This window comes from Thermococcus aciditolerans, from assembly GCF_008152015.1.
Classification (GTDB): domain Archaea; phylum Methanobacteriota_B; class Thermococci; order Thermococcales; family Thermococcaceae; genus Thermococcus; species Thermococcus celericrescens.
In genome coordinates, this window is sequence record NZ_CP041932.1 from 1,270,859 (window position 1) to 1,293,796 (window position 22,938).

Genomic DNA, 22,938 nt, shown 5'->3' on the forward strand with positions numbered 1-22,938 from the left:
ACTTTCACAGGACTCCCCCCATGTAGTAGTCATTGATGTATTTTGTTTTAGCATATAAAAACTTTTGGTTTTTATATATAAATTTAATAAACACAGATAATGAGAGATGACGATTAAAGACCAAAAAGGAGCAAGAATATAATTAGATAGTAATTTAGACCATCAGGTTACCACCTTCTCAAGCTCGTCGAGCTCAACAGCGCGCTTAATCTCAAGGGCAACTCTCCTTCCGGTGCTCATCGGCTTCCTCCAGAGGGCGTTTCCGTAGGGGTGCCCCACCGCCATGTGGATGTTGGTTCCGCCCCCCGTCCTCGGGGCGACGTCGTAGATGTAGAAGTTCAGGTCTTTATCAACGGCCGTCTGGAGGGTGAAGGGCCCGATGATTCCCGGGGAGTAGTACTCCTGAGTAGCCTTCACATAGCGCTCGGCCATGTCGAAGACCTTCTCAAGAAGAGACTCCCTGAGGGTTGAAGAGGCGTGACCGGTGATGGTGTATTCAGGCTCGAACTGGTGCTCCGGAAGGGTCAACTGCTGATGAGCGGGAAGCCTCACGTGGCCGTCCAGGCTCGTCTCAAAGCGCCAGTCTATGCCCAAAAGCTCAATCTCCCCGTCGATCGGCGAGTAGAAGAAGTCGAAGTTGAAGACCGGCCCAATGATGTAGCGCTCGATTCTGGCCTTCGCGAGGTCCTCCTCGGTGATTACGCCGAGCTTGATGAGCTTCTCGGCCTTCTCGCGGAACTCTTTGTAGCTTGCTGCCGTAAAGAAGCCGCGCTCAAGCCTCTTCTTCGCGTGCGGGAGCTTGACGATGACGAGGCCAACCTCGTCGATTTCCTCCGGTTTTACCGGCTCCGGATAGGGAAGCCCGGCCTTCTCAAGAAGCCAGTAGTAGCTCTTCTCCTCGCTCCTCTCCTCACTCCTGAGGAGGTTCCTGCTGCCGAAGAGCGGAACGCGGAAGTCGTTCTCAACCCTATCAATGCCGGTGTAGACCACGAAGGAGCGGTTCGGGACGAAGATAACGTTCCTCTTTACCAGCTCCTCCTGGACGTTAACGATTTGGGCGAACTTCTCAAGGACCATAACCTCGTCAATGAAGCCCTTGGTCAAGCCATCCCTCGTCTTCCGAAGCTTGAAGTACTCGGCGTAGGTCCTGTGCCTGCCCCTCTGGGCAACGACGAGAACCGGAAGACCTTCCTCCTTTGCCCCGTCGGCTATATCCAGCGCGGAGTGGCTTCCTATGACTCCAACGGTGATTTTCTCCGGATCGTATCTTTCAAGAACGCTCAAAATCTCGTCGCGGCTTATCATCCCAACCACCTCAGCATGAATTCGGCTCGAACTCCTTTCCAAACTCCCTCATCAGCCTAATCCTCTTCTCAACGCTCTCCCTCGTGCCCACGTCTCTGCGATAGAACAGCTCACCTTTCACGTAACCGACGGCATTCTGGGCCATCTTCTCCGCCTCTTCGAGCGTATCGGCGATTCCAACGACCGCTATGGCACGGGAGCCGAGGAGCGTGAAGTTCTCGTCAATGGAGGCGTAGTAGAGCTTCGCTCCCGCCTCTTCCACCGCCTTATCGTCCACCTGAACTTTAACCCCCTTAACCGGGCTCAGGGGATAGCCCTTTGGAGCGAGGTACTTGACAACGGTGGCTTTGTTCTCAAACTCCGCCTTCCCAAGGTTGCCGTCAACGATTCCCTCAGCGATCTCAAGCAGGCCCGTCCTGAGGAGGGGGAGAACGTTCATGGCCTCGGGGTCGCCGAAGCGGGCGTTGTACTCGATTATGACGGGACCGTCTTTGGAGAGCATGAACTGGCCGTAGAGGATCCCCTTGTAGGGCGTTCCGTTCTTCCGCATGGCTTCAACGGTCGCTTTCAAAGTTCCAAGGGCCTTTTCGTAGTCCTCTCTCGGAACGAAGGGGAGAACGTGGCTTGAACATGAGTAGCTCCCCATGCCGCCGGTTATGGGGCCCTTATCGTCCTCGTAGGCGTGGGGATAGTCCTGGGCGAGGGGCATCGGGATTACCCTCTTCCCGTCCGTGAAGACCTGGAAGGTGAACTCAACGCCGTCGGTTCTTTCCTCAATGAGAACCCTTCCATCCTTCCTGATGAGCTCCTCGGCGTAGGCCTTGGCCTCGTCGTTGTCCCTCAGCTGGTGGCCGACCACCTTAACGCCCTTTCCACCGGTGAGACCGAGGGGCTTCACAACGACCGGCCTTCCAAAGTCGTCTATCCACGAACGCATCTCAGAGACGTCCTCAAAGACACGGAAGAGCTTCCTGCCAGGGATCTCATACTTCTCCATGAGGGAGCGGGCGAAGGCCTTGTTGGTCTCAATCTGGGCGGCATCCTTAGTCGGTCCAACCGCGGGGATGCCCTCACGCTCAAGGGAATCAACTATACCTTTCTCAAGTGGCGCCTCCGGGCCTATGAAGGCAAGTTCTATTCCCCATCCCCTGGCGAGTTCGATAACTTTCTCGATATCCGTTTCCCTGGCCAGACTGTAGTCCTTTGCGAGCCTTGCCAGCCCGGGGTTTCTGTGCCTCGAAACGACGTACAGCTCGGCGCCGCTTCTCACGAGCGCCTCACCGATGGCGTTCTCCCTACCGCCGCCTCCAACGAGCAGAACCTTCATGAGCTTCACCATGTATTTGTCAAAAACTTAAGTTTTTAAGCTTTGTTTTTACATTGAAATGGCAAAATTTATAAAGGCCGAAGTGAACTTCCTCCGGTGAAGTCCATGAAGGTGCTCGTGGTGATGGGAAGCAGGAGCGATTCCCCTATAGCGGAGAAGGTTACGGCAGTTCTCGACGAGTTTGGCGTTGAGTACGACGTTGAGGTCGCCTCGGCCCACAGGAACCCAAAAAAGGTTGAGGAGCTGGCCAAGAAAGACTACGACGTTTTCATCGCCATCGCAGGTCTGAGCGCCGCGCTGCCAGGTGTGATAGCGGCCCACACAGTTAAGCCCGTTATAGGAGTCCCCGTTTCGGCGAAGCTCAACGGCCTCGACGCCCTCCTCAGCATAGCCCAGATGCCGCCCGGAGTTCCGGTTGCTGCAGTGGGGATAGACAACGGAAAGAACGCGGCCCTGCTGGCGGTTGAGATCCTGGCGCTAGGGGATGAAAAGCTTAGAAAAAAGCTTGAGGAATACCGCGAAAAGGGAAGAATGTAGCCAAAATATAATGAAATGAGGGGAAACCCCCCGATTCCAATATTTTAACCCGCACAACGTATTATTCCACACGACTTGTTTCATCCATATATTTAAATCGGCCCATCATTCAAGCATCTTATTCCAGCAAACACCAGACGCGTGTAATTGGAATACTAAAATTTAAATTTTTCGGATTTTATCCAAACTATTGGACCGATTGTATGCATTGGTGCATACCCTAAACAAAGAGAGGAGGGGCTAGAACCCGCAGAGATGACCGGCTTTTTCATAATCCTGGGAGTGCCACTCTGAACTCCTGGTTCTAAGCTCAACCATATGCGCCACCATCTCGGCACGTCTCTTTGCCTCCCCGATATCCCTGTCCCACGCGAGCGCAACACCCAGCCTTCTGCCAGGGTATGCCTCAGGCTTTCCAAAGAGACGAATCGTCGAGTTGGGGACGCTCATGGCTCTAGCCAAGCCGCGGAAGCGTGGGGAGTAGCCTGAAACGTTGGCCTTGATTACGTGAGTAGCTGCGGGCGTTAGGATAGGGAACAGACGGTACTCTTCGACCCACTCTCCGGGAATCGGAAGTCCAAGAACCGCTCTGAGATGCAGTCCGAACTCGGAGAAGCCCGTTGGGTGGGAGGCAAGGGTCACCATTCCCGTGTCGTGGGGTCTCGGCGAAACCTCGTTGGCCCAGACCTTATCGCCCTTAACGAACATCTCAACGCCGAACAGTCCGAGGCCGCCGAGGACGTCCGTTATGCGCTTGGTTATCCTGTAAACCTCGCGCTCGGCCTTTTCGCTTATCTCAGCCGGCTGCCAGCTCGCGTGATAGTCGCCGTCAATCTGGTAGTGGCCGACCGGCTTCGGGAAGGTCGTGACGATTTCACCGTTCTCATCGTAGTGTCTGACAGCTAACTCTGTAATCTCGACGTCGAAGTCGATATGTTCTTCCACGATTATCTTGTCCGCGCTACCGCGAGCCTTCTTCTTGGCCTCTTCCCAGGCCTTCGGGACATCTTCTGGCCCCTTAACGAAGTATGAACCCTTGCCGGAGGAACTCATTATGGCCTTTGTGTGGCAGGGGTAACCTATCCTCTCGCAGGCCTCGTAGAGTTCGTCGAGCGTCGTGGCGTAGGCGTAGCGTGACGTCGGAACTTTGGCTTCCTTCGCGAGGGTCTCCCGCGTCCTCTCGCGGTGCATCGCTATCCACGTGGCCTTGGCGTTTGGGACGACAAAGTAGCCGTCCTTCTCCAGCTCGAAGAGTGCATCCAGGTTGATTGCCTCGATCTCGGGGATTATCGCGTCGGGTTTTTCACGCTCAATCACGGAAAACAGAAAGTCGGCATCCCTCATGTTTCCCACGTAGGAGCGGTGGGCAACCTGCATCGCCGGGGCGTTGGCGTAGCGGTCAACGGCGATGACTTCCACACCCAGCCTCTGAGCCTCGATGGCTATCTCCTTTCCCAGCTCACCGCTCCCGAGGAGGAGTATCTTCTGGGCAGAATCCGTTGTGGCCGTTCCGAGTTCATCCCGGGGCTTGATCATAACAATCACCTCAAATTTTGACGTTAAAATGTTAAAAACTTACGATATTTAAGCCTTTTTTGACAGAAAAATGGTGAACAATCCTACACTTCTTCATGGATACTGGGGAGTAATCGGTTACTACCCCATGATTTTGGCTTATTTTGGAACTTTTAGGACGTTTTTAATGGTTTTGTTTAATGAAAAGGTTTTTATATTGACTGTTAACTACTAGCAGTTGGTGATTCCTTATGTCGAAGTTTGGTCTGTGGTGGGTTAGGTGGGATGGTTCCGACTACGAGTCAAGAATGACCGTCGGGGGCAGGAAAGCCACCCCTGAGGACTTCATTGAGAGGGGCTTCGATAGGGTTGTGTTCTTGGGGGTCTTTGGGTTATAGTGGGCCTCACGTCCCAGAAAACGGTACTAACCAGTATAGGTACAATAAACTTCAGGAGTACGTTCGTGCCCTCTGTAACGGACACTACGATTGGAGCATAGATAGCAACAATCCCAACAAGGGCAAGTCCAGGTATGACGTCGGTTATTCGGATGGACAGTTTCTTTCGCTGTGGATTTCCTCACGGGTTGGGACCATAAAGTACTACGTGCCGATACCCTTCTCTTATGGTTTGGATAATTCGATTCGAAATCCATTGAACGAGAAGAAGAGATACTCTGCACTGCCAAGAGATTGTCCGATAAACGGCTTTGATAGATCCTACTGGCACGGGTGGATTGATGGCGTTCTGAGTGTAGTTGACGATTACAGGGTGGGCTTCTACTGGAGCTACGAGAGTTGCCTTCAAGCCACAAAGCACGACCCCAACTTTGTAGATTACTTCGGCCCAATGTGCAACGCCAACACAAAAGAATACGTGGACGATTACATAACCTTCATCAGAGACATGTTCCGTTACATTCACAATCGTGGACAGGAACTCATCTGGATTCCAGCAACTGGGGGCAGGGGTGTGTCTTATCTGAATGACCCGGATTATGATGGGATTCCTAAGATCGGTGGCTACTTTGACTATGTTTTCGTCCAGCCGAATTACTATCAGTACTCAAAGCGCAATGAAAGAGGAATAACCAGGGATTTGCCCTACACTTACGAGAAGTTAGTCGAGAAAACCCGCTGGATTTACAAAGAACTCCCAAGGAAAATCAAAGAACAAAACCCCAACTCTACGACAACGGTCTCAATAGAAATGGAAGCTGACAGTGCTGTCCTTCTTGGTCAGCGTGGGCATTGTGCTTTGTGCAAATATGAGAACCATCATTACGTGTGTGATAACGAAAAGTGCCTTGAACGCGCCTGTGACTACTACAGGGCAATTCGCGAAGTGAGCCCCACTGCATTCCCAACAAGAGCCTACTACTTTGGCACGGACTTTGAAGTCATCGACAGGGTGAGAGAAAGATGCCCCGGGTGGTAGCGGTTCTCCTCGCTCTTCTTTTCCTTGCCGTCCCCGTTTCGGCAACGCATTACGTAAAAGAGCCCAGTTTCATCTACGAGGTCCAGTACAACGTGTTATCCAACGGAAGCGAGGTGTTGGTTCCTCTTTCGGTCATCCAGTTCGGCGTTACCTGTGGCATGGACAGTTGCTGGGCAGAAGTCTACGGAGACCAAGAGTATCTTCTCCTTTTTAACGGTTCTCAGCTTTATCTCCTGAACTTTACTCCAGCCCTGCTTTCCAATCTTCCGCCCAACGTGCCAAGAAACATTAGTGATGTGTATTTCAATGGAATAAAATACGTGAACGGTTCCTGGTATGTTAACGTTAGTGCTTTCTCTTACTCTGCGGAGTCTCAATGGGGAACGACTCTGGGCTTCGTCTTCAGACTTGATACAAGGAACTTCTGCGTTAAGAAAGTCAACGTGAACTGGTCACCGCTTAAAGGAAGTGAGTTCAAGAGCGAAATAAACGGCTGGAGGATTGAAATTCCAAGGGTATTCCTGTTGCCATCTCTTAAGAACGGCTCTACCATCCCCTCCAGCTACCCTCCAGCGGATTTTCTTGTCGCTGTGAACGCCAGCAACACAGGCTGGTTGCCCAGACCTTTTATAATAGTTAACCAGACTCAGTTTCCGGTTTACTTTGTGCTTAAAAAAGGTAATCAAATGAAAAATGTCACCCTCATCTTTCTGAACACCACCCCCGTTCAAATGTGGTATGGGTACTACAATGAGAACACCACGGGAATTCCAGGTTACTGGTTCCCAGATGACGTTAAAATCGTTAACGTAACACCCTGCAAAAAAGTGAATACATCCACCAGCACGGCCGTTGGAACCAATGGAACAACCTACACAACAAAGACACCTCCTAATATAACAAAAACACAAACCACCAAAGAAAAAGGCATCTGCGGGCCCGGTTTGATAGTCCTCCTGACTGTGGGCGTACTCCTCAAGAGAATCCGAAGGTGAGGTCAAAATGTCCCGACTGGTGATTCCCCTCTTTATTGCCCTCCTTTTCCTTACCTTTCCTGTTTCCGCAACGTACTACGTAAAAGAGCCCAGTCCCCTTTACGAGGTAAAATACTCGGTTCTCTCGAACGGAACCGATGCCTTAATTCATCTGGAAGTCCTCCAGTGGGGAGTCAGCTGCGGCATGACCGACTGCTGGCCTGAGGTCTTTTACGGCCACGAGTACCTCCTGTTCTCCGATGGCGGCAGGCTTTACCTGCTGAACTTTACTCCTGCGGTAGGAGTTCCCACGGAGGGGATAATCTACAGGAGAGCAACGTTCATCAACGGGAGCTGGTACGTGGAGATGGAGTACTACCTCCCAGATTACTCCAGGGCCGATATGGTTTACAGGCTTGACACCCGGAACTTCTGCATTGAGCAGGTAAACGTCAGCAGGTGGTTCTGGATCTCTCAGGGAAAGATTAGCAACGAGATAAACGGCTGGAAGATTGAACTGCAATCCTGGGGTCCCGGCGAGTGGAGTCACGCGAACGTGAGCGACCTCTGGATAGCTTCCAGCAAAAGCGCGAGCGGCTGGTCTCCAGGTCCGGCCATCGTTGCGAATTCGAGCGTTTTCCCGGTTTATTTCATTATCAAAAAAGACGAATTGGTAAGAAACGTCACCCTCGTTTACCTGAACACAACTGGAAACAACAGTCTGATACAGGGTTTCTGGTTTCCAGGCGATGTTAAAATCGTTAACATGACAGTCTGCGAGAAAGCGAACGTGAATACATCTACCAGCATGGCCGTTGAGACCAACGGCACAACCCACACTAAGGAGGCATCCTTAAATACAACAGAAACACAGACCAGAAAAAAAGGAATCTGTGGCCCTGCTCTTCTTCTCCTTGGCGTTTTGATTCCTGCCTGCATAGGGGCAAGAAGGAGGTGGCGCTCATCAGAAAATTCATAGCTCTCTTAGCTGTAATTCCCTCAATTCTAGTTTTAACTCAGACAGTCTCGGCGGATTGCTCGTCGTATGAGCTTTATTCTGTAAATTCAATCAGCTCCTTCAATGGCTGGCTCCTCATTGGGGTGGGAAAGGACAGTTATGCCTGCGAGATGATAGCAGGAGAATGGACGCCAGTGCTGGTTGGCATACCCGATGAGTACTACCTCCTTACCGACGGGAACAAAACAATCCTGCTTGGAGGCACCGGCATCGGGCAGGGAATTTTTGTCGGGTTTATGAACGAGACATTCTACGTCCTAATCGTTACCAGCACTCATGCTCCATATCGAAACGTAACCATTACTATTGAAGGCAGACCTCACAACTTCACACTCATCAAAAACGTGACGGTGAAGACACTTTACCTGTTCAATGGAACCTGTTTGGAAAACGCTTCAACGTGCAGAATCGTTTCGTATCCAAACGGGACAAAAACAAACACCTGCAAGGGATTTATCTGGAACGCCTCTGCCTTTAAACCCCCTAGAGGTTTCCTTACTGGCGCTCCCGTAAGAATTGAGAACGGAACAATCCATTTTACATTGAGAAAACACTACACCCTTACACTCCCCGAGTGGGTCAACACTTCAAATCTGAATCTGGAAGCGTTTGCAGCGGAACATGGAGTTGTTTTGATTAACATGGGAGTCATCCACGTCCCAGTAGGGGTAAGTATTGATGGAGTCCCTCTCCTCTTTACGGTTGAGAATGGAACTGTTCGTTCCCTCAGTGTTTTGGGCTTGGAAAAGCTCGCCTGTGCAGAGACGAGCGTGAACACAACCAAATCAACGGGTGGAAACCTCACGGCAAATTCGACGGACACTCCCCTCACCCCACCAATAATAACCACTCCTTCTCAACCCACAGCATCAAACGACAAAAAGAACATCTGCGGGCCTGCGTTCATAATTCTAGCCACCACGACGGGTCTCCTGCTGAAGAGGCACCGAAATTAACATTAAATTGTTAATTTTTAGGCCTTTAGGCTATTTTTTAAGCATAAACATGACAAAGCTTTTAAGCCCTCGATGGAACTCTCACCGGTGATGCTCATGCTGACCTACGCTCAGGCCGGAGTCGATGACGAGAAAACTGCAAGGGCCCTCAGAGGAATCATAGGGCTTGCGAAGAAAACCTTCAAGTTCAGGAAGGGAAAAACCGGCGAGCCGAGTGGAATAGGCCACTACGCGGCGCTGATGGATTTTGGGAGCTTTTATCTGGCCATGACGACGGATGGAGTCGGAACCAAGGTGCTCGTGGCCGAGGCCGTTGGTAAGTTCGACACGATAGGGATTGATATGATAGCGATGAACGTGAACGACCTGCTCTGCGTTGGGGCCGAACCGGTGGCGCTCGTTGACTATCTCGCCGTCAGGGAGCCCGACGAGAGGGTGTTCGATGAGATAGCCAAGGGTCTCTACGAGGGAGCGAGGCAGGCGGGGATAGCGATAGTCGGGGGAGAAACCGCGGTGATGCCCGACCTGATAAACGGCTTCGACTTGGCCGGAACGGCCATAGGTACCGTCCAGAAAGGAAAGGTAATAACCGGCGAGAAGATAAAGCCCGGGGATGCGGTCATCGGAATTGCCAGCTCGGGGATACACTCCAACGGCCTGACCCTGGCGAGAAAGCTCCTCATCCCGAAGTACGGCCTTGACTACGAATACGAGGGGAGAAAGCTCTGGGAGTGGCTTTTGGAGCCAACGAGGATTTATGTGAAAGCTGTTCTTGAGCTGATTGAGAGCGTCGAGGTTCACGGGCTGGCCCACATAACCGGTGGGGGCCTGACCAACCTGAAGCGCCTGACACACTACGGCTTCTCCATTGAGATGCCACCCATCGATGGGATATTCCGGCTAATCCACGAGAACGGCGTCCCCCTAGAGGAGATGTTCAGGGTCTTCAACATGGGCGTTGGCATGGTGGCCATAGTGCCTGAGGAGGAGAGGGAGGAAACCCTGGAAATCCTCGGCAGGCAGTTTGAGGCTTTTGAGCTTGGAACCGTCACGGAGAAACCGGGGATAGTTGTGAAGAACTACAGGGTAAGGCTTTAAGCCTCTTCCCAAACTTTTCTCGGTGGTCGCATGGAGCTCACGGTAAAGAGGAAGGCATTCCTTGAGAACCTGCCAGCCGTCGTGGAAAAAGCTGTAAGCGAGTATGGAATCCGGCTGAGGAAAATAGTGATAGAGGAAGACGAAAAGGGTTGCTACACCGTCTGGATAACTTACGAGTCCGAACGGCAAGCGTTTTAAGCCCCGACCCGTTCCAGATACCATGAAGCCGAGGCCCGTTCCCGAGAAAGCGGTCCTGCTGGGAAAAGACCTGATAATAGCGGACCTCCACATAGGCTTCGAGAGGTCCATGGCCAGGGAGGGCAACTACGTTCCCAACCTCCTCGACAGGCTTATCCAGGAAGTTCTGGCGGTTGTAAGGAGGGAAAGGCCGAAGAGGCTCATCATCAACGGGGATTTAAAGCACTCTTTCATCCCGTTCAAGATGGAGCGGGAGGAGCTGGGAAGATTCTTCGACGCCATTGAGGGCGAAATCGGTGAAATAACGGTGGTCAGGGGAAACCACGACCCGGGGATACTGTGGCTGAGGGAGAGGGGAGTTGAAATCGTGGACAGGTTGGAAGTAGGGGGATGGACTCTGGTTCACGGCCACAGGCTGGAGGAAGGAGAGAGGTTCATAATCGGCCACGAACACCCCGCGATAAGGCTGAGGGACGAGGTCGGGGCGAGCGTGAAGGTACCGGCTTTCCTGTGGGGCGAGAGGCTTATCGTCCTGCCCGCTTTCAGTCCCTGGGCCTACGGCAACGACGTGACGAGGGAGATAGTCTCGCCGTTCCTCAGGAAGTTCGACAGCTCAAAGCTGCGCGTGCTGGTGCCCGTCGAGGGGGAGTTCCTGGATTTCGGGGAGCTGAGCAGGCTTACCGAAATCCTCAAGGGGCTCGGTTCGGTTTGAATTTAGGAAGCAAAAAGTTTTTAATCAAACCCGGAGAGTTCCAACCATGATACGATGGGCAGGGAGAGAATACAGCGATGGGGAGATATTCTCAATCCTGAGCGAGCCTGTTAGGGAGTGGTTTAAGCGGAAGTTTGGAACCTTCACCCCGCCCCAGCGCTACGCGGTTATCGAGATTCACAAGGGGGAGAACGTACTCATTTCATCGCCGACGGGCTCGGGGAAAACACTCTCCGCTTTTCTCTCAGCGATAAACGAGCTCATTCTCCTCGGCAAGGAGGGAAAGCTCGAGGATAAAATCTACGTCCTCTACGTCTCCCCGTTGAGAGCGCTCAACAACGACATAAAGCGCAACCTCGAGGGACCCCTGGCGGAGATAAAGGAGGTCGCCGAGGAACTGGGTTACGAAATTCCCGAGATAAGGATCGGCATAAGGACGAGCGACACCTCGAGCTACGAGAAGAGCAAGATGGTGAGGAAGCCACCCCACATACTGATCACGACGCCGGAAAGCCTCGCGATAGCCCTGAACGCACCAAAGTTCCGCGAGAGGTTAAAGACGATAAGGTACCTCATCGTGGACGAGGTTCACGCCCTGGCTGAGAACAAGCGCGGTTCCCATCTTGCCCTAAGCATTGAGAGGCTCCAGGAGATGGCCGAAGGGAGGTTTGTGCGGATAGGCCTGAGCGCCACCATACACCCGCTTGAGGAAGTGGCCAAGTTCGTCTTCGGCTTTGAAAACGGGAAGCCGAGGCCTGGACTGATAGTAGATGTGAGCTTTGCGAAGCAGACGGAAATAAAAGTCGAGAGCGTCGTCGAGGATTTGATTTACACCCCCGCTGGAGCGCTGAGCGAGGCCCTCTACAACCGTCTGGCCGAGCTGATTCGGGAGCACAGGACCACCCTCATATTCACCAACACGAGGAGCGGCGCCGAGAGGGTAGCCTTCAACCTCAAGAGGCGCTTTCCGGAGTTCGAGGGCCTGATAGAGGCTCACCACTCCTCGCTGTCGAGGGAGGTTCGCCTGGACGTTGAGGAGAAGCTCAAGAGGGGCGAGCTTAGGGCGGTAATCAGCTCAACAAGCTTGGAGCTAGGTTTGGATATCGGAACGATTGACCTGGTCGTCCTCATCGGCTCACCGAAGAGCGTGAACCGCGCGTTGCAGAGGATTGGGAGGGCCGGCCACAGGCTCCACGAGGTTAGCAAGGGCGTGATTTTGGCCCTCGACAGGGACGATTTGGTCGAGGTTACGGTTTTAGCTCACAACGCAAGGAACAGAAGGCTCGACCGCGTTAGAATCCCAGAGAACCCGCTCGATGTCCTCGTCCAGCATCTGCTCGGAATGGCCCTCAACAAAGTTTGGGAAGTTGAAGAAGCCTACAACCTCGTGAGGCGCGCTTATCCTTTCAGGAACCTGCCTCTTGAGGACTTCATGAGCGTTTTGAGGTACCTCGCCGGCGAATACGCTGGTTTAGAAGAGAAGAAGGTATACGCCAAGATATGGCTTGAGGACGGGCGCTTTGGGCGGCGCGGGAAGATGACGAGGGCGATTTACTACATGAACGTCGGCACGATTCCAGATGAAGCCAAGATCAGAGTCCACACCATGGACAAGCAGATGATCGGAACGGTCGAGGAAGAGTTCGCAGAGCGCTTAATGCCCGGCGACATCTTCGTCCTGGCCGGAAGGACCTACGAGTTCGTCAAGAGCAGGGGAAACAAGATATACGTGATTCCGCGCGAGGGAGCGAAGCCCACCATTCCCGCGTGGTTCTCTGAGATGCTGCCGCTCAGCTTCGACCTGGCCCTCGACATCCAGAGGTTCAGACGGGAAGTTAAGGGGCTGTTGAAGAGAAGGGACGCGGTCAGGAGGCTCGTGCGGAAGTACGGGGTAGACGAGAAGGCCGCGAGGGCGATAATAGCTTACTTCCGCGAGCAGGAGAGGTATTCGGTAATCCCGGACGATGAGACGGTGTTGGTCGAGTTTGTTCCAGGGGATAAAAGAAACCGCTACTTCTTCCACACCCTCATCGGGAGGCGTGCCAACGATGCACTCAGCAGGGCCTTCGCCTACCTCGTGAGCAAGAGGAAGAACTGCAACGTCGGGATAGCGATAAACGACAACGGCTTCGCCCTGCTACTCCCGCCGGAGGTCGAGCTGAGCGAGGAGGAGGTAAGGGGGCTTTTCGAGGTCGATGACCTAAGGGAGACGTTAAAGCTGGCTTTGGACAACACCGAGCTGCTGAAGAGGCGCTTCCGCCACGTGGCCAACCGCGGGCTTCTAATCCTCAGGCGCTACGTGGGCAGGAGCAAGAGACTCGGCAGGCAGCAGGTGATGGCGGTTTCCCTCCTCAGGGTCCTCAAGGAGAACCATCCCGACTTCCCGCTCCTGAAGGAGGTCTACCGCGAGATTATGGAGGACAAGATGGACGTTGAGAGCGCGGAGCTCTTCCTGAGCTGGGTCAGGGAGGGTAGAATAAAGGTGGAGTTCAGAACCCACAGCGTTCCGAGTCCCTTCGCCTTCAACCTGGAGGCGATAGGCTCGAGCGACGTGATTCTGATGGAGGACAGGAGGGAGCTGATCAAACAGCTCCACAGAAAAATAATGACTATGATAGAGGAAGCTCAGGAAGTGCCAGCTAAGCGCTCGTAGAGCTCCTCGTAGGCGTTTATCAGGTCGCCCTTGTCGAAGCGGAAGACGTCCTTGTCGAGGCTCTTCTTTGTCTTGGCGTCCCAGAAGCGGCAGGTGTCCGGGCTTATCTCGTCGCCGAGGATTATCTCACCCCTCTCGTTCTTTCCGAACTCCAGCTTGAAGTCGACCAGGATTATCCCGCGCTCGGCAAAGTACTCCCTGAGGACCTCGTTCACCTTGAGGGCTATGCGCTCCATCTCCCTTATCTCGCTCTCGCTTACCCCGAGAACCTTGGCGTGGTGGTGGTTTATCATAGGATCGCCGAGGCTGTCGTCCTTGTAGTAAAGCTCGACTATCGGCTCCGGCAGCTCGGTTCCCTCCTCAAGGGGAAGGCGCTTCTTCAGGCTTCCGGCAACGACGTTTCTAACCACGACCTCGACGGGGTACATCCTGAGCCTCTCAACGATGAGCCTGTTGTCACCCGCGATGCCTATGAAGTGCGTCTTAACGCCCCTCTCCTCAAGGACTTTGAAAAGAACCGCGCTAATCTGTGCATTGAGCCAGCCCTTGCCCTTAAATTGACCCTTCTTTTTACCATCGAAGGCCGTGGCATCGTCCTTGAACTCCATAATGGCCTTTCCATCGTCGAGAGGGATAACCTTCTTGGCCTTACCTTCATAAACCTGCATGGACTTCACCATTTTTGTGTAAAATCTTTCAGTATTTAAGGCTTATTTTAGCATGTGAATGTCAATCAATGGGCAAAGCTTTTAAACACAAAAAGGCTAAAGTACGGCGTCAGAGTTTATACTTATTGACATGTTAAAGTCAAAAAATTGGCGGGGTTCCTCATGAGGGAGAAGTGCGGCGTCTTTGCAGCGGTTGCCGAGAATGCTCCGAAAAAAGCCTACTACGCGCTGATAGCACTGCAGCACAGGGGGCAGGAGAGCGCGGGGATAAGCGTCTGGAAGCACAGGATAAAAACGGCAGCAGGGCGGGGGCTCGTTTCGGAGGTCTTCAGGAACGGCGAGATAGCGAAGCTGAAATCCAAGATGGCAATAGCCCACGTTAGATACTCGACCTCCGGCTCCCCCACCGAAACCCAGCCACTTGAGACCGGCTGTTGCGGGAAAAGGATAGCCGTTGCCCACAACGGGACTCTCACGAATTTCCTTCCCCTCAGGAGGCACTACGAACGGCTGGGAGTTAAGTTCAGGCACTCGGTGGATTCCGAGCTGCTGGGCATCTCTTTTCTCTGGCACCTTCGCGAGACTGGAGACGAGTTCGAGGCTATGCGGGAAGTTTTCAGCGAGGTGAAGGGAGCCTACTCCGTGGCTTTTCTCTTCGATGGGAAGATACTCGTGGCTAGGGACCCGGTCGGCTTCAGGCCGCTCAGCTACGGGGTTGGAGACGGGCACTATTTCGCCTCGGAGGATTCCGCACTGAGGCTCTTCGTGGAGGAGGTGAGGGACGTGAAGCCCGGGGAGGTCTTCCTCCTCTCGGAGGACGGGATTGAAAACCGCATCCTTGCCACGGAAAAACGCCACGGCTGCGTCTTTGAGTACATCTACTTCGCCCGCCCGGACAGCACGGTAGACGGCGTGAACATCTATACCGCGAGGGTCAGGATGGGGGAGGAGCTGGCGAAGGAGAGCCCGGCCGACGGAGACGTCGTCATAGCCGTGCCGGACTCGGGGAGAGCCGCTGCATTAGGCTTCTCCCGGATCAGCGGGATTCCATACTCGGAGGGCCTCATAAAGAACCGCTACATAGGGAGGACGTTCATAACCCCCGGGCAGTTCTACCGCGAGCTGAAGGTTAAGCTCAAGCTCTCGCCGGTGAGGGGGGTAATAGAGGGCAAGAGCGTCGTTCTTGTTGATGACTCAATCGTCAGGGGAACGACCATGAAGCGCATCGTGGCAATGCTCAGGAAGGCCGGCGCGAGAGAGGTGCACGTGAGAATAGCCTCCCCGCCGATAAGGTACCCGTGCTATATGGGGGTTGACATTCCTACGAGGCACGAACTCATAGCGGCCTTTGGAAGCGTTGAGAAGGTGAGGGAATCCATAGGAGCGGACAGCCTGGCGTACCTCAGCGTCGAAGGGCTGAAAAAAGCCGTTGGGAGGAGAGACCTCTGCTTAGCATGCCTTACCGGTGAGTATCCTGAGTGGGCTTTCCGCTTCTGAGCTTTCTCAGCCTCGCCGCGGAGAACTTGAGCTCCGGCGTTCCAGCTTTGTTCAGGGCAGGGCTTGTTATTTTGTTCGCCTTGAAGTGGAAGGGAACCGCAACGACGCCTGAGGGAATCCGGCCAAGCTTGGCCCTCATTCTAATCTTCCCGCGCCTCGTCTCGATCTCGACCCAGTCTCCGTCGTGGATTCCAAGCCTCTCCGCGTCGCTCCTGTTTATCAGCACCCTGGGCTCTCCCATCAGTCTGACGAGCGATGGGCTCCTGAGGGTCATTTCGCCGGTGTTGTAGTGGCTTATCAGCCTGATGGTGGTGAGGATGAAGGGATACTCATAGTCCGGCCTCTCCCAGGGCTGCACCTGCTCCACCGCGATGAACCTGGCCTTCCCGTCGGGGGTTGCGAACTCCCAGGTGTGGAGCCTCTTCTTCGGAAGGAATATCCCATCCCCAACATTCAGCTCGTCGACGCTCCTCTCCTCCAGTGAGGGGAAGAGGCGGAAGTACTCGGCGGTGATCTCTTCAACGCTTGAGTAATTGAATCCGGGCAAACCGAGGGCCTTGCCGAGCATGGTCAGTATTTCCCAGTCGGGCTTCGAATCACCCATTGGCTCGCAGACCTTGTGGCTCCACTGAATCCTCCTCTCACTGTTCATGTACGAGCCTTCCTTCTCGCAGAAGGCCGAAGCCGGCAGAACGTAGTGGGCATAGCGCGCAGTTCTCGTCATGAAAATATCCTGGACGACGAGGAGATCGAGCCTTCTGAGGGCATCTCTCACCCGGATGAAGTCCGCCTCACTGACGGCCGGGTTTTCCCCAACTATGTAGAGCGCTTTAATATCGTTGCTCTCTATTGCCTCCCAGAGCTCCGTGAGGTAGAGCCCGCGCTCCGTTGGAAGGTCTTCCACGCCCCATATCTTCGCCACCCGCTTCCTGAACCTCTCGTCGGTCAGCGGGACGTAGCCCGGCAGGAACTCACTCAGCGCTCCCATGTATGCCGCGCCCTGAACGTTGTTCTGACCGCGCATCGGGTAGAGGCCGCCCTTTTCGCCGATGTAGCCGAGGAGCAGGGCTAGGTCTATAACGGCCATAACGTTCTCAACGCCTGAAACGTGCTGTGTCAGCCCCATGCCCCACATTATCGCGCCGCTTCCCGCGAGGGCAAAGGTTCTCGCAACTTCTCTGATCGTTTCAGCCGGAATTCCGGTTACCTTCTCCGCGTACTCCGGCGTGTACTTTCTCACCGCCATCCTGACCTCTGAAAAGCCAGAGGTTCTGGTCTTTATGAACTCCTCGTCGTAGAGCTCCTCCCGGATTATAAAGTTCATCATGGCGTTTGCGAGGGCTATGTCCGTCCCCGGGCGGATAACGAGGCTGTAGTCCGCGAATGCCATCGTCCTGGTTTCCCTGACGTCAACAACGATTACCTTCGCCCCGTTCCTCTTGGCCCTCAGGATGTAGTCCATGACAACGGGGTGAGTCTCGGCGGGGTTGTAGCCCCAGATGAGTATAACCCCGAATCTCTCCAGGTCTTCGTACGGGTTGGTCTGTGCTCCCGCCCCAACGGTCATCTTGAGGGCGTGAACGCTCGCCTCGTGGCAGAGACGGGCACAGTTGTCTATGTTGTTGGTGCCGAAAAGCCGCGCAATCTTCTGAAGGAGGTAGTTCTCCTCGTTGCTGACCTTGGAGGAGGCTATGAAAGCGACGGCATCCGCCCCGTACAGCTCGCGGATTTCGAGGAGTTTACCTGCTATCTCCTCGATGGCCTGCCCCCAGTTTATCGGCCTTATCTTGGAGTCCTCACGCTTCAGGGGGCGCTTGAGCCTGTCCCCGGAAAGAACGAACTCCGTCGCGTGAAGTCCCTTGGGGCAGAGCTTGCCCCGGTTCGGCTCGCCACGGTGAGGTTTAACCTTCATCGTCTTGGGATCAACGAGAAGCCTGCAGCCAAAGCCGCAGTAGGGACACACGACCGTCTTGAGCTCCTTCATCATACCACCTGTAAACAACTAGGCAGCAAAAATAAAAAAGCTTTCTGGCAAAGATTGATGAAAATTTGCTAAAATATTCCAGATTACGAGGAAAAAATTTATAAAGTTAGATAGAAAAATTTCTCCGGTGATTACTGTGACTAACTTTGCTATGTGGTGGATAGAATGAAACGAAAAAATTAGAGAGTATATTTCCAGAATGATGTACGATGGCAAGCAATTAACTATAAGCAATATAAAACAAAAAGGCTTCGACTATGCTATAGTAGCAGATAGTACACAGTTCACGGGCAACTACCTCTGGGGCGAAGGTAGTGGAATACCCATGAGTGGCCACTCATATAATTCCGGGTACAATGATGCTAGAGAGCTAGTTTCATATCTGAATGAATTGATGAATGGAATGGACTATCTGGTCCCTGTACCGTATTACAAGTTCAAAACCCCAGCAGGAATAACGAATCCCCGCAACCATTGGAGAGGGTTATCTTATCTAATAGATACGGTTCGGGAGCTGTGTCCGGGATGGTAACAAAAAAATCCCTCTGTTTTTTAATGTTTTTGGTTACAATAGAAATGCTGATTGCTAACAACTACGTAGCCCCCCAGCTCGTTGTGGTTCCAGGGAAAGGCGATGCGTTTGTCATCTACCGCTGGGCAGATGAGAACGGCGAGCTGGGGACCGATTTCTACTACTTCTCAAATGGAACCCTTGTCCCATTCTATCGCACCTGCCTTTTCTGCGATAATGCAAGTGCTGTGAACGACGGAGCCTATATTATCCCTGACAACGGCTCGTGGATATTCCTCAGGGAGTTCTACGTTCCAGAAAACAGCACGCGCGGGGTCGAAGCCTACCGCGTCCGGGATGGGAAGTGTTGGTTAATAGGCGGGACTTCCGTTGTCGTTCCCCAGGGGGAAGTCTCGCGCGTTGTTGTGTATTACAGAAAAAAAGCCTTTTCAATTGAGTTCCAGAATGGAAGCAGAGTGGAAGCCAAGAAGTTCTGGATAGGAGAAAGCGTGGAGCCGGCGAACTTTTCGGGTTTTCCGGAGAAGACACCGGTTTACTACGCAACAGAGCACGGCGTTCCAATGGGGAGCTTCTACGTTTATGGAGACGGCTACGCCTCCAACGGTAGTGCCGTTGTTCTCGTTCCGATAAACGTCGTTGATAAGGTTGTTTCATCATTGAGGGTTGAGGGAGACATTAAAGGCTTTGCCTCAGCAATCGTGGGAGAGGGGATTATATTATACTACCCCTATGATTACCATGTCAACGGCTCGCCCGTGGAGAGGAAAGACCTTCGCCTGTTCTACTATCCAAACAACGGGGAAAGGCTCAAGGTTTTCCAGCTCCAGGAATTCCAGAAAGGGTCCGGCTTCGCTTCGGATGTTGTTTGCGGCGAGGCATCCAATGAAAATGGAGTGAAAAGCGAAAGCTCCGGAATATGCGGCCCCGCAAGTTTCCTGCTCCTGGCGCTGATTCCCCTTTACAGGGCATTCCTCAGGAAGTACTCATGAACCCTTGTGTCGTCGGTCAGCTCCGGGTGGAACTCCAGCCCGATTAAGTTGTCCGCCTCGACGCCAACAACTCTATCGCCAAGCCACGCTATCGGCCGAACTTTATCGTTCAGGAGTTCGACTATGCGGGGCGCGCGAATGAAAACCCCTGGGAACGGCTCGTCGCTGAAGGTGAGCCTTATCGGGGCCTCGAAGCTGTCCACCTGCCTGCCGTAGGCGTTTCTATTAACGCGGACGTCGAGGAGCTCGAGGAATCTCTGCTCCGGGGTGGCGCCTATTACCTCCTTCGAGAGCATTATCAGGCCGGCGCAGGTTCCCATTATCGGCAGACCGTCCTCGCCGAGCTTCCGGACCGGCTCGAGGAGGCCGTTCTTCAGCATGAGCCTCGAGATGGTCGTGCTCTCGCCGCCGGGGATTATGATTGCGGAAATTCCCTCCAGCTGCTCCGGCTTCCTGAGCCAGACCACCTCCCCGGTGACGCCGAGGTTTTCTAGGGCCTTTTTGCTGGCCTCGATGTGCTCGCTGACGTCGCCCTGAAGGCCTATAACACCCACCCTGACCATTCTCACCACCTCGACGGAAAAAGACAAAGAAGAGAGATCAGACGCCCCTCTCCTCAAGGCGAACCTCCAGTTCCCCGATGTCCCTGCCGCGCATCGGCTCGCCGATTTCCCTGCTTATCTCGGCCAGGACATCGGGTTCGTCCCAGTGGTTGACGGCCTCAACTATTGCCCTCGCCATCCTCTCAGGGTTAGAGCTCTTGAAGATTCCCGAGCCGACGAAGACGCCATCCATTCCCATCTGCATCATGAGCGCTGCATCTGCGGGAGTTGCAACTCCTCCGGCGGCGAAGTTGACAACCGGAAGGCGGCCGAGCTTCTTTATCTCAAGGAGAATCTTGTAGAGCCCCTCAACTATCTCGCCGTAGGTGTAGTGGCTGTAAAGGGGCTCGTTTTCGAGTATCTGCTTGGGAACACCGCTGATGTCCCTTATGTTGGCGGCCAGCCTTAGATAGGGTTCGGCGAACTTCTCGGCGATTATGTAGACCTGTTCGTCCGTCATGCGCTGGAGGAGCCGTATGTTGTCGGCGACGAGGCGGACGTGCCTGACGGCTTCAACTATGTTCCCGGTTCCGGCTTCACCCTTGGTCCTTATCATGGCCGAGCCTTCCCATATCCTCCTCACGGCCTCGCCGAGGTTCCTGGCGCCGCAGACGAATGGAACACTGAATTCCCTCTTGTCTATGTGGAAATACGGATCCGCCGGGGTCAGAACCTCGCTTTCATCTATCATGTCGACGCCAAGGGCCTCAAGGATTCTAGCCTCGGCCACGTGGCCAATCCTGACCTTCGCCATGACGGGAATGGTCACCGCGTCCATTATCTCCTGAATCTTCTCAACGGGCGCCATTCTGGCAACGCCGCCGGCCTTTCTTATGTCCGCGGGAACCATGTGGAGCGCCATGACCGAAACTGCACCGGCTTCTTCAGCAATCCTTGCCTGCTCCGCGTTCGTGACGTCCATTATCACTCCGCCCTTGACCATCCTGGCGAAACCGCGCTTGAGTCTGTCCGTGCCCTTGGCCTCGATAACCTTCAACTTGTCCATCCCCACCACCATTTCAAGTTATGACTTGCAATGTCATTCAAGAAAAAACTTGAATATAAACCTTGCCGCGGAGGGAAGTCTGTGGAGCCAAAAAAGATACTGAAGAAACGCGAAAAAGATGAAAGGTTTTCGTTCAGGCCTTTCCAGTTATCTCAAGGCTGAGGTCGAAGTTCCTGACCGAGTGCGTGAGGTAGCCGAGGCTTATGACGTCGATGTCGAGCCTGGCGTACTCCTCGATGTTTTCGGGGGTTATCCCACCGGAGACCTCGATTTTCACCCTCTCGCGAAGACCCTCACGCCTTAGAGCCTCCACCGTCTCAGCTATCTCGGCCGGACTCATGTTGTCGAGCATCACCACGTCCGCCCCGGCTTTTGCCGCTTTGAGGGCATCCTCAAGGCTCTCGACCTCAACCTCGACGACCTTGTAAACGCTGAAGGATTTGGCGCGCTTTATAGCCCCCTCCAGCGGAACGAGAGCGAGATGGTTGTCCTTTATCAGGATCGCGTCGCTCAGCGAGAAGCGGTGCGGCTCACCGCCGCCGATGAGTATCGCCCTCTTGTCTATCGGCTTGAGGAGGGTCTTCCTCGTCCCTGCAACGCGAACCTTGGGATTCACGGCCTTAACCTTGTCCACGAGCCTTCTGACCTCTGTCGCAATCCCGCTCATCCTGCCCATTATGTTCAGTGCAGTCCTCTCGACGAGGAGTATCGAGCGAGCGTTCCCGTTGAGCTCAAGTACAGCCTCGCCCTTCTTCACGGCCTCTCCATCGCGCTTCCTGACCTCAGCTTCAATCCCGAAGTGCTCGAACAGAGCTTTGGCCTCTTCAACGCCCGCGATAACGCCGTTTTGCTTGGCAATGATTACGGCTTTGGCTTTGGTTCCTTCAGGGATTACGGCCTCACTCGTGACGTCGCCGAAGGGAGCATCCTCCTCAAGGAACCTGAGCAGATAGGAAAGAGAGATCATAAAGTTTCCCTCCATACTTAACAGAAACTGCGAAATCTTTCCCTCTAAACTCAACTCATCTCCAGCATCCTCTCTATGGCCTTCCTGGCCTTCTCGGCTATATCCTCCGGAACTTCAACCTCGTACTTCATGTCCCTGAGCGACTCGTATATGTGGTTGAGCGTTATCGCCTTCATGCCGATGCAGATGGCATCTTCTTTGGCCGGGTGGAACTTAATGTCCGGGTAGAGCTTCCCGAGCCTGTAAACCATCTCGTGCTCGGTGAAGACGACCCACTCGTTCCACTCTTTAGCCCTTCTTATCATCCCGCCAGTGGAGACTATTATGTCCGCCTTTTCCTGCACTTCCGGCTCGCACTCCGGGTGAACCATCAGCTTGGCGTTGGGGTAGAGCTTCCTCGCGCGCTCGACGTCCTCAAGGGTGAACTGCCTGTGAACGTAGCAGTGCCCGTACTCGGGAACGGGGATGACCTTCTTCCCAGTCTGTTTAGCGACGTAGCTCGCCAGGTTCTTATCAGGCCCGAAGATTATGACATCGGAATCGAGCTTTTCAACTATTTTAACCGCGTTGGCCGAAGTCACAGTCACGTCGGCGTAGGCCTTCGTCTCGGCGGTGGTGTTTACGTAGAGAACCACAGGAGCGTCCGGATACTGCTCCTTGGCCCTGAGGATGTGCTCGACCTTCAGCATGTTAGCCATGGCGCAGGTTGCCCGCTTGCTTGGAAGGAGAACCCTCTTTGCGGGGTTGAGGATCTTTGCCGTTTCCGCCATGAAGTCTACTCCCGCGAAGACTATGACGTCGGCATCAACGTTGACTGCCTTCCTCGCGAGCTCAAGGCTGTCACCGAGAAAGTCGGCTATATCCTGGATTTCAGGCAGCTGGTAGTTGTGGGCCATTATTATAGCGTTGCGCTCTTCCTTCAGGCGTTCAACCTCCCGCACGAGCTCCTCCATCTTCATGGTC

22 protein-coding genes are annotated in these 22,938 nt (G+C 53.8%); 13 read left to right on the forward strand and 9 right to left on the reverse strand.

The window, feature by feature from the left end:
• Positions 1-162: 162 nt before the first annotated feature.
• Both FPV09_RS07135 and purD read right to left on the reverse strand, forming a co-directional pair.
• A complete protein-coding gene (locus tag FPV09_RS07135) occupies positions 163-1,305 on the reverse strand; it encodes a formate--phosphoribosylaminoimidazolecarboxamide ligase family protein (RefSeq protein WP_148882872.1) in 1,143 nt (380 codons plus the stop codon).
• Between the two features lie 10 nt (positions 1,306-1,315).
• Entirely contained in the window at positions 1,316-2,632 is a 1,317-nt protein-coding gene (gene purD / locus FPV09_RS07140; RefSeq protein WP_148883757.1) for a phosphoribosylamine--glycine ligase, read from the reverse strand.
• 105 nt (positions 2,633-2,737) lie between these two features.
• Here purD and purE point away from each other — a divergent pair, with 105 nt between their 5' ends.
• On the forward strand, positions 2,738-3,169 hold the full coding sequence (gene purE, locus FPV09_RS07145; RefSeq protein WP_148883758.1) for a 5-(carboxyamino)imidazole ribonucleotide mutase: 432 nt from the start codon (positions 2,738-2,740) through the stop codon (positions 3,167-3,169).
• Positions 3,170-3,409: 240 nt separating this feature from the next.
• Here purE and purT read toward each other — a convergent pair whose 3' ends face one another.
• Entirely contained in the window at positions 3,410-4,705 is a 1,296-nt protein-coding gene (purT, locus tag FPV09_RS07150) for a phosphoribosylglycinamide formyltransferase 2 (RefSeq protein WP_148883759.1), read from the reverse strand.
• 230 nt (positions 4,706-4,935) lie between these two features.
• Between purT and FPV09_RS07155 the strand changes: the two genes are divergently transcribed.
• The 9 genes from FPV09_RS07155 to FPV09_RS07190 all read left to right on the forward strand — a co-directional run bounded on the left by FPV09_RS07155 (position 4,936) and on the right by FPV09_RS07190 (position 13,730).
• Positions 4,936-5,082 (forward strand): hypothetical protein, encoded by a 147-nt coding sequence (locus FPV09_RS07155; RefSeq protein ID WP_210411115.1) that lies wholly within the window; start codon positions 4,936-4,938, stop codon positions 5,080-5,082.
• The gene (locus tag FPV09_RS07160) at positions 5,072-6,121 is read left to right on the forward strand and encodes a DUF4855 domain-containing protein (protein WP_246112246.1); all 1,050 of its coding nucleotides are present in this window, start codon (positions 5,072-5,074) and stop codon (positions 6,119-6,121) included. Before FPV09_RS07155 ends, FPV09_RS07160 begins: the two co-directional genes overlap by 11 nt.
• On the forward strand, positions 6,106-7,116 hold the full coding sequence (locus FPV09_RS07165; protein WP_148882874.1) for a CGP-CTERM sorting domain-containing protein: 1,011 nt from the start codon (positions 6,106-6,108) through the stop codon (positions 7,114-7,116). Before FPV09_RS07160 ends, FPV09_RS07165 begins: the two co-directional genes overlap by 16 nt.
• A 7-nt stretch (positions 7,117-7,123) precedes the next feature.
• On the forward strand, positions 7,124-8,074 hold the full coding sequence (locus tag FPV09_RS07170) for a hypothetical protein (RefSeq protein ID WP_148882875.1): 951 nt from the start codon (positions 7,124-7,126) through the stop codon (positions 8,072-8,074).
• Positions 8,050-9,069: a hypothetical protein gene (locus tag FPV09_RS07175; RefSeq protein WP_148882876.1), complete on the forward strand. Its 1,020-nt coding sequence runs from the start codon at positions 8,050-8,052 to the stop codon at positions 9,067-9,069. Before FPV09_RS07170 ends, FPV09_RS07175 begins: the two co-directional genes overlap by 25 nt.
• A 96-nt stretch (positions 9,070-9,165) precedes the next feature.
• Positions 9,166-10,167 (forward strand): phosphoribosylformylglycinamidine cyclo-ligase, encoded by a 1,002-nt coding sequence (purM, locus tag FPV09_RS07180; protein ID WP_148883760.1) that lies wholly within the window; start codon positions 9,166-9,168, stop codon positions 10,165-10,167.
• A gap of 30 nt (positions 10,168-10,197) precedes the next feature.
• Complete coding sequence (locus FPV09_RS12020; protein WP_168194746.1) at positions 10,198-10,365, forward strand: hypothetical protein; 168 nt, start codon at positions 10,198-10,200, stop codon at positions 10,363-10,365.
• 22 nt (positions 10,366-10,387) lie between these two features.
• Entirely contained in the window at positions 10,388-11,077 is a 690-nt protein-coding gene (locus FPV09_RS07185; RefSeq protein WP_148882877.1) for a metallophosphoesterase, read from the forward strand.
• 46 nt (positions 11,078-11,123) lie between these two features.
• Complete coding sequence (locus tag FPV09_RS07190) at positions 11,124-13,730, forward strand: ATP-dependent helicase (protein WP_148882878.1); 2,607 nt, start codon at positions 11,124-11,126, stop codon at positions 13,728-13,730.
• On the opposite strand, the gene purC is transcribed toward FPV09_RS07190, so the two are convergent.
• Positions 13,703-14,398: a phosphoribosylaminoimidazolesuccinocarboxamide synthase gene (gene purC / locus FPV09_RS07195; protein ID WP_148883761.1), complete on the reverse strand. Its 696-nt coding sequence runs from the start codon at positions 14,396-14,398 to the stop codon at positions 13,703-13,705. The two genes, FPV09_RS07190 and purC, sit on opposite strands and share 28 nt — an antisense overlap.
• 162 nt (positions 14,399-14,560) lie before the next feature.
• Here purC and purF point away from each other — a divergent pair, with 162 nt between their 5' ends.
• Positions 14,561-15,895 (forward strand): amidophosphoribosyltransferase, encoded by a 1,335-nt coding sequence (purF, locus tag FPV09_RS07200; protein WP_148882879.1) that lies wholly within the window; start codon positions 14,561-14,563, stop codon positions 15,893-15,895.
• On the opposite strand, the gene fdhF is transcribed toward purF, so the two are convergent.
• Positions 15,858-17,879 carry a formate dehydrogenase subunit alpha gene (gene fdhF, locus FPV09_RS07205; RefSeq protein WP_148882880.1) on the reverse strand — a complete coding sequence of 674 codons (2,022 nt, stop codon included), beginning with the start codon at positions 17,877-17,879 and terminating at the stop codon, positions 15,858-15,860. The genes purF and fdhF overlap by 38 nt on opposite strands.
• A 202-nt stretch (positions 17,880-18,081) precedes the next feature.
• Here fdhF and FPV09_RS07210 point away from each other — a divergent pair, with 202 nt between their 5' ends.
• Entirely contained in the window at positions 18,082-18,411 is a 330-nt protein-coding gene (locus FPV09_RS07210) for a hypothetical protein (RefSeq protein WP_148882881.1), read from the forward strand.
• A gap of 44 nt (positions 18,412-18,455) precedes the next feature.
• Positions 18,456-19,400 (forward strand): CGP-CTERM sorting domain-containing protein, encoded by a 945-nt coding sequence (locus FPV09_RS07215; RefSeq protein ID WP_168194748.1) that lies wholly within the window; start codon positions 18,456-18,458, stop codon positions 19,398-19,400.
• Here FPV09_RS07215 and pdxT read toward each other — a convergent pair.
• The 4 genes from pdxT to nadA all read right to left on the reverse strand — a co-directional run bounded on the left by pdxT (position 19,370) and on the right by nadA (position 22,934).
• On the reverse strand, positions 19,370-19,963 hold the full coding sequence (pdxT, locus tag FPV09_RS07220; RefSeq protein ID WP_148882883.1) for a pyridoxal 5'-phosphate synthase glutaminase subunit PdxT: 594 nt from the start codon (positions 19,961-19,963) through the stop codon (positions 19,370-19,372). The genes FPV09_RS07215 and pdxT overlap by 31 nt on opposite strands.
• Before the next feature lie 37 nt (positions 19,964-20,000).
• Positions 20,001-21,008, reverse strand: a complete 1,008-nt coding sequence (gene pdxS, locus FPV09_RS07225; RefSeq protein WP_148882884.1) for a pyridoxal 5'-phosphate synthase lyase subunit PdxS — start codon at positions 21,006-21,008, stop codon at positions 20,001-20,003.
• A 133-nt stretch (positions 21,009-21,141) separates the two neighbouring features.
• Positions 21,142-21,975 (reverse strand): carboxylating nicotinate-nucleotide diphosphorylase, encoded by an 834-nt coding sequence (gene nadC, locus FPV09_RS07230; protein WP_148882885.1) that lies wholly within the window; start codon positions 21,973-21,975, stop codon positions 21,142-21,144.
• A 50-nt stretch (positions 21,976-22,025) separates the two neighbouring features.
• Positions 22,026-22,934, reverse strand: a complete 909-nt coding sequence (gene nadA, locus FPV09_RS07235) for a quinolinate synthase NadA (protein ID WP_148882886.1) — start codon at positions 22,932-22,934, stop codon at positions 22,026-22,028.
• Positions 22,935-22,938: the final 4 nt, after the last annotated feature.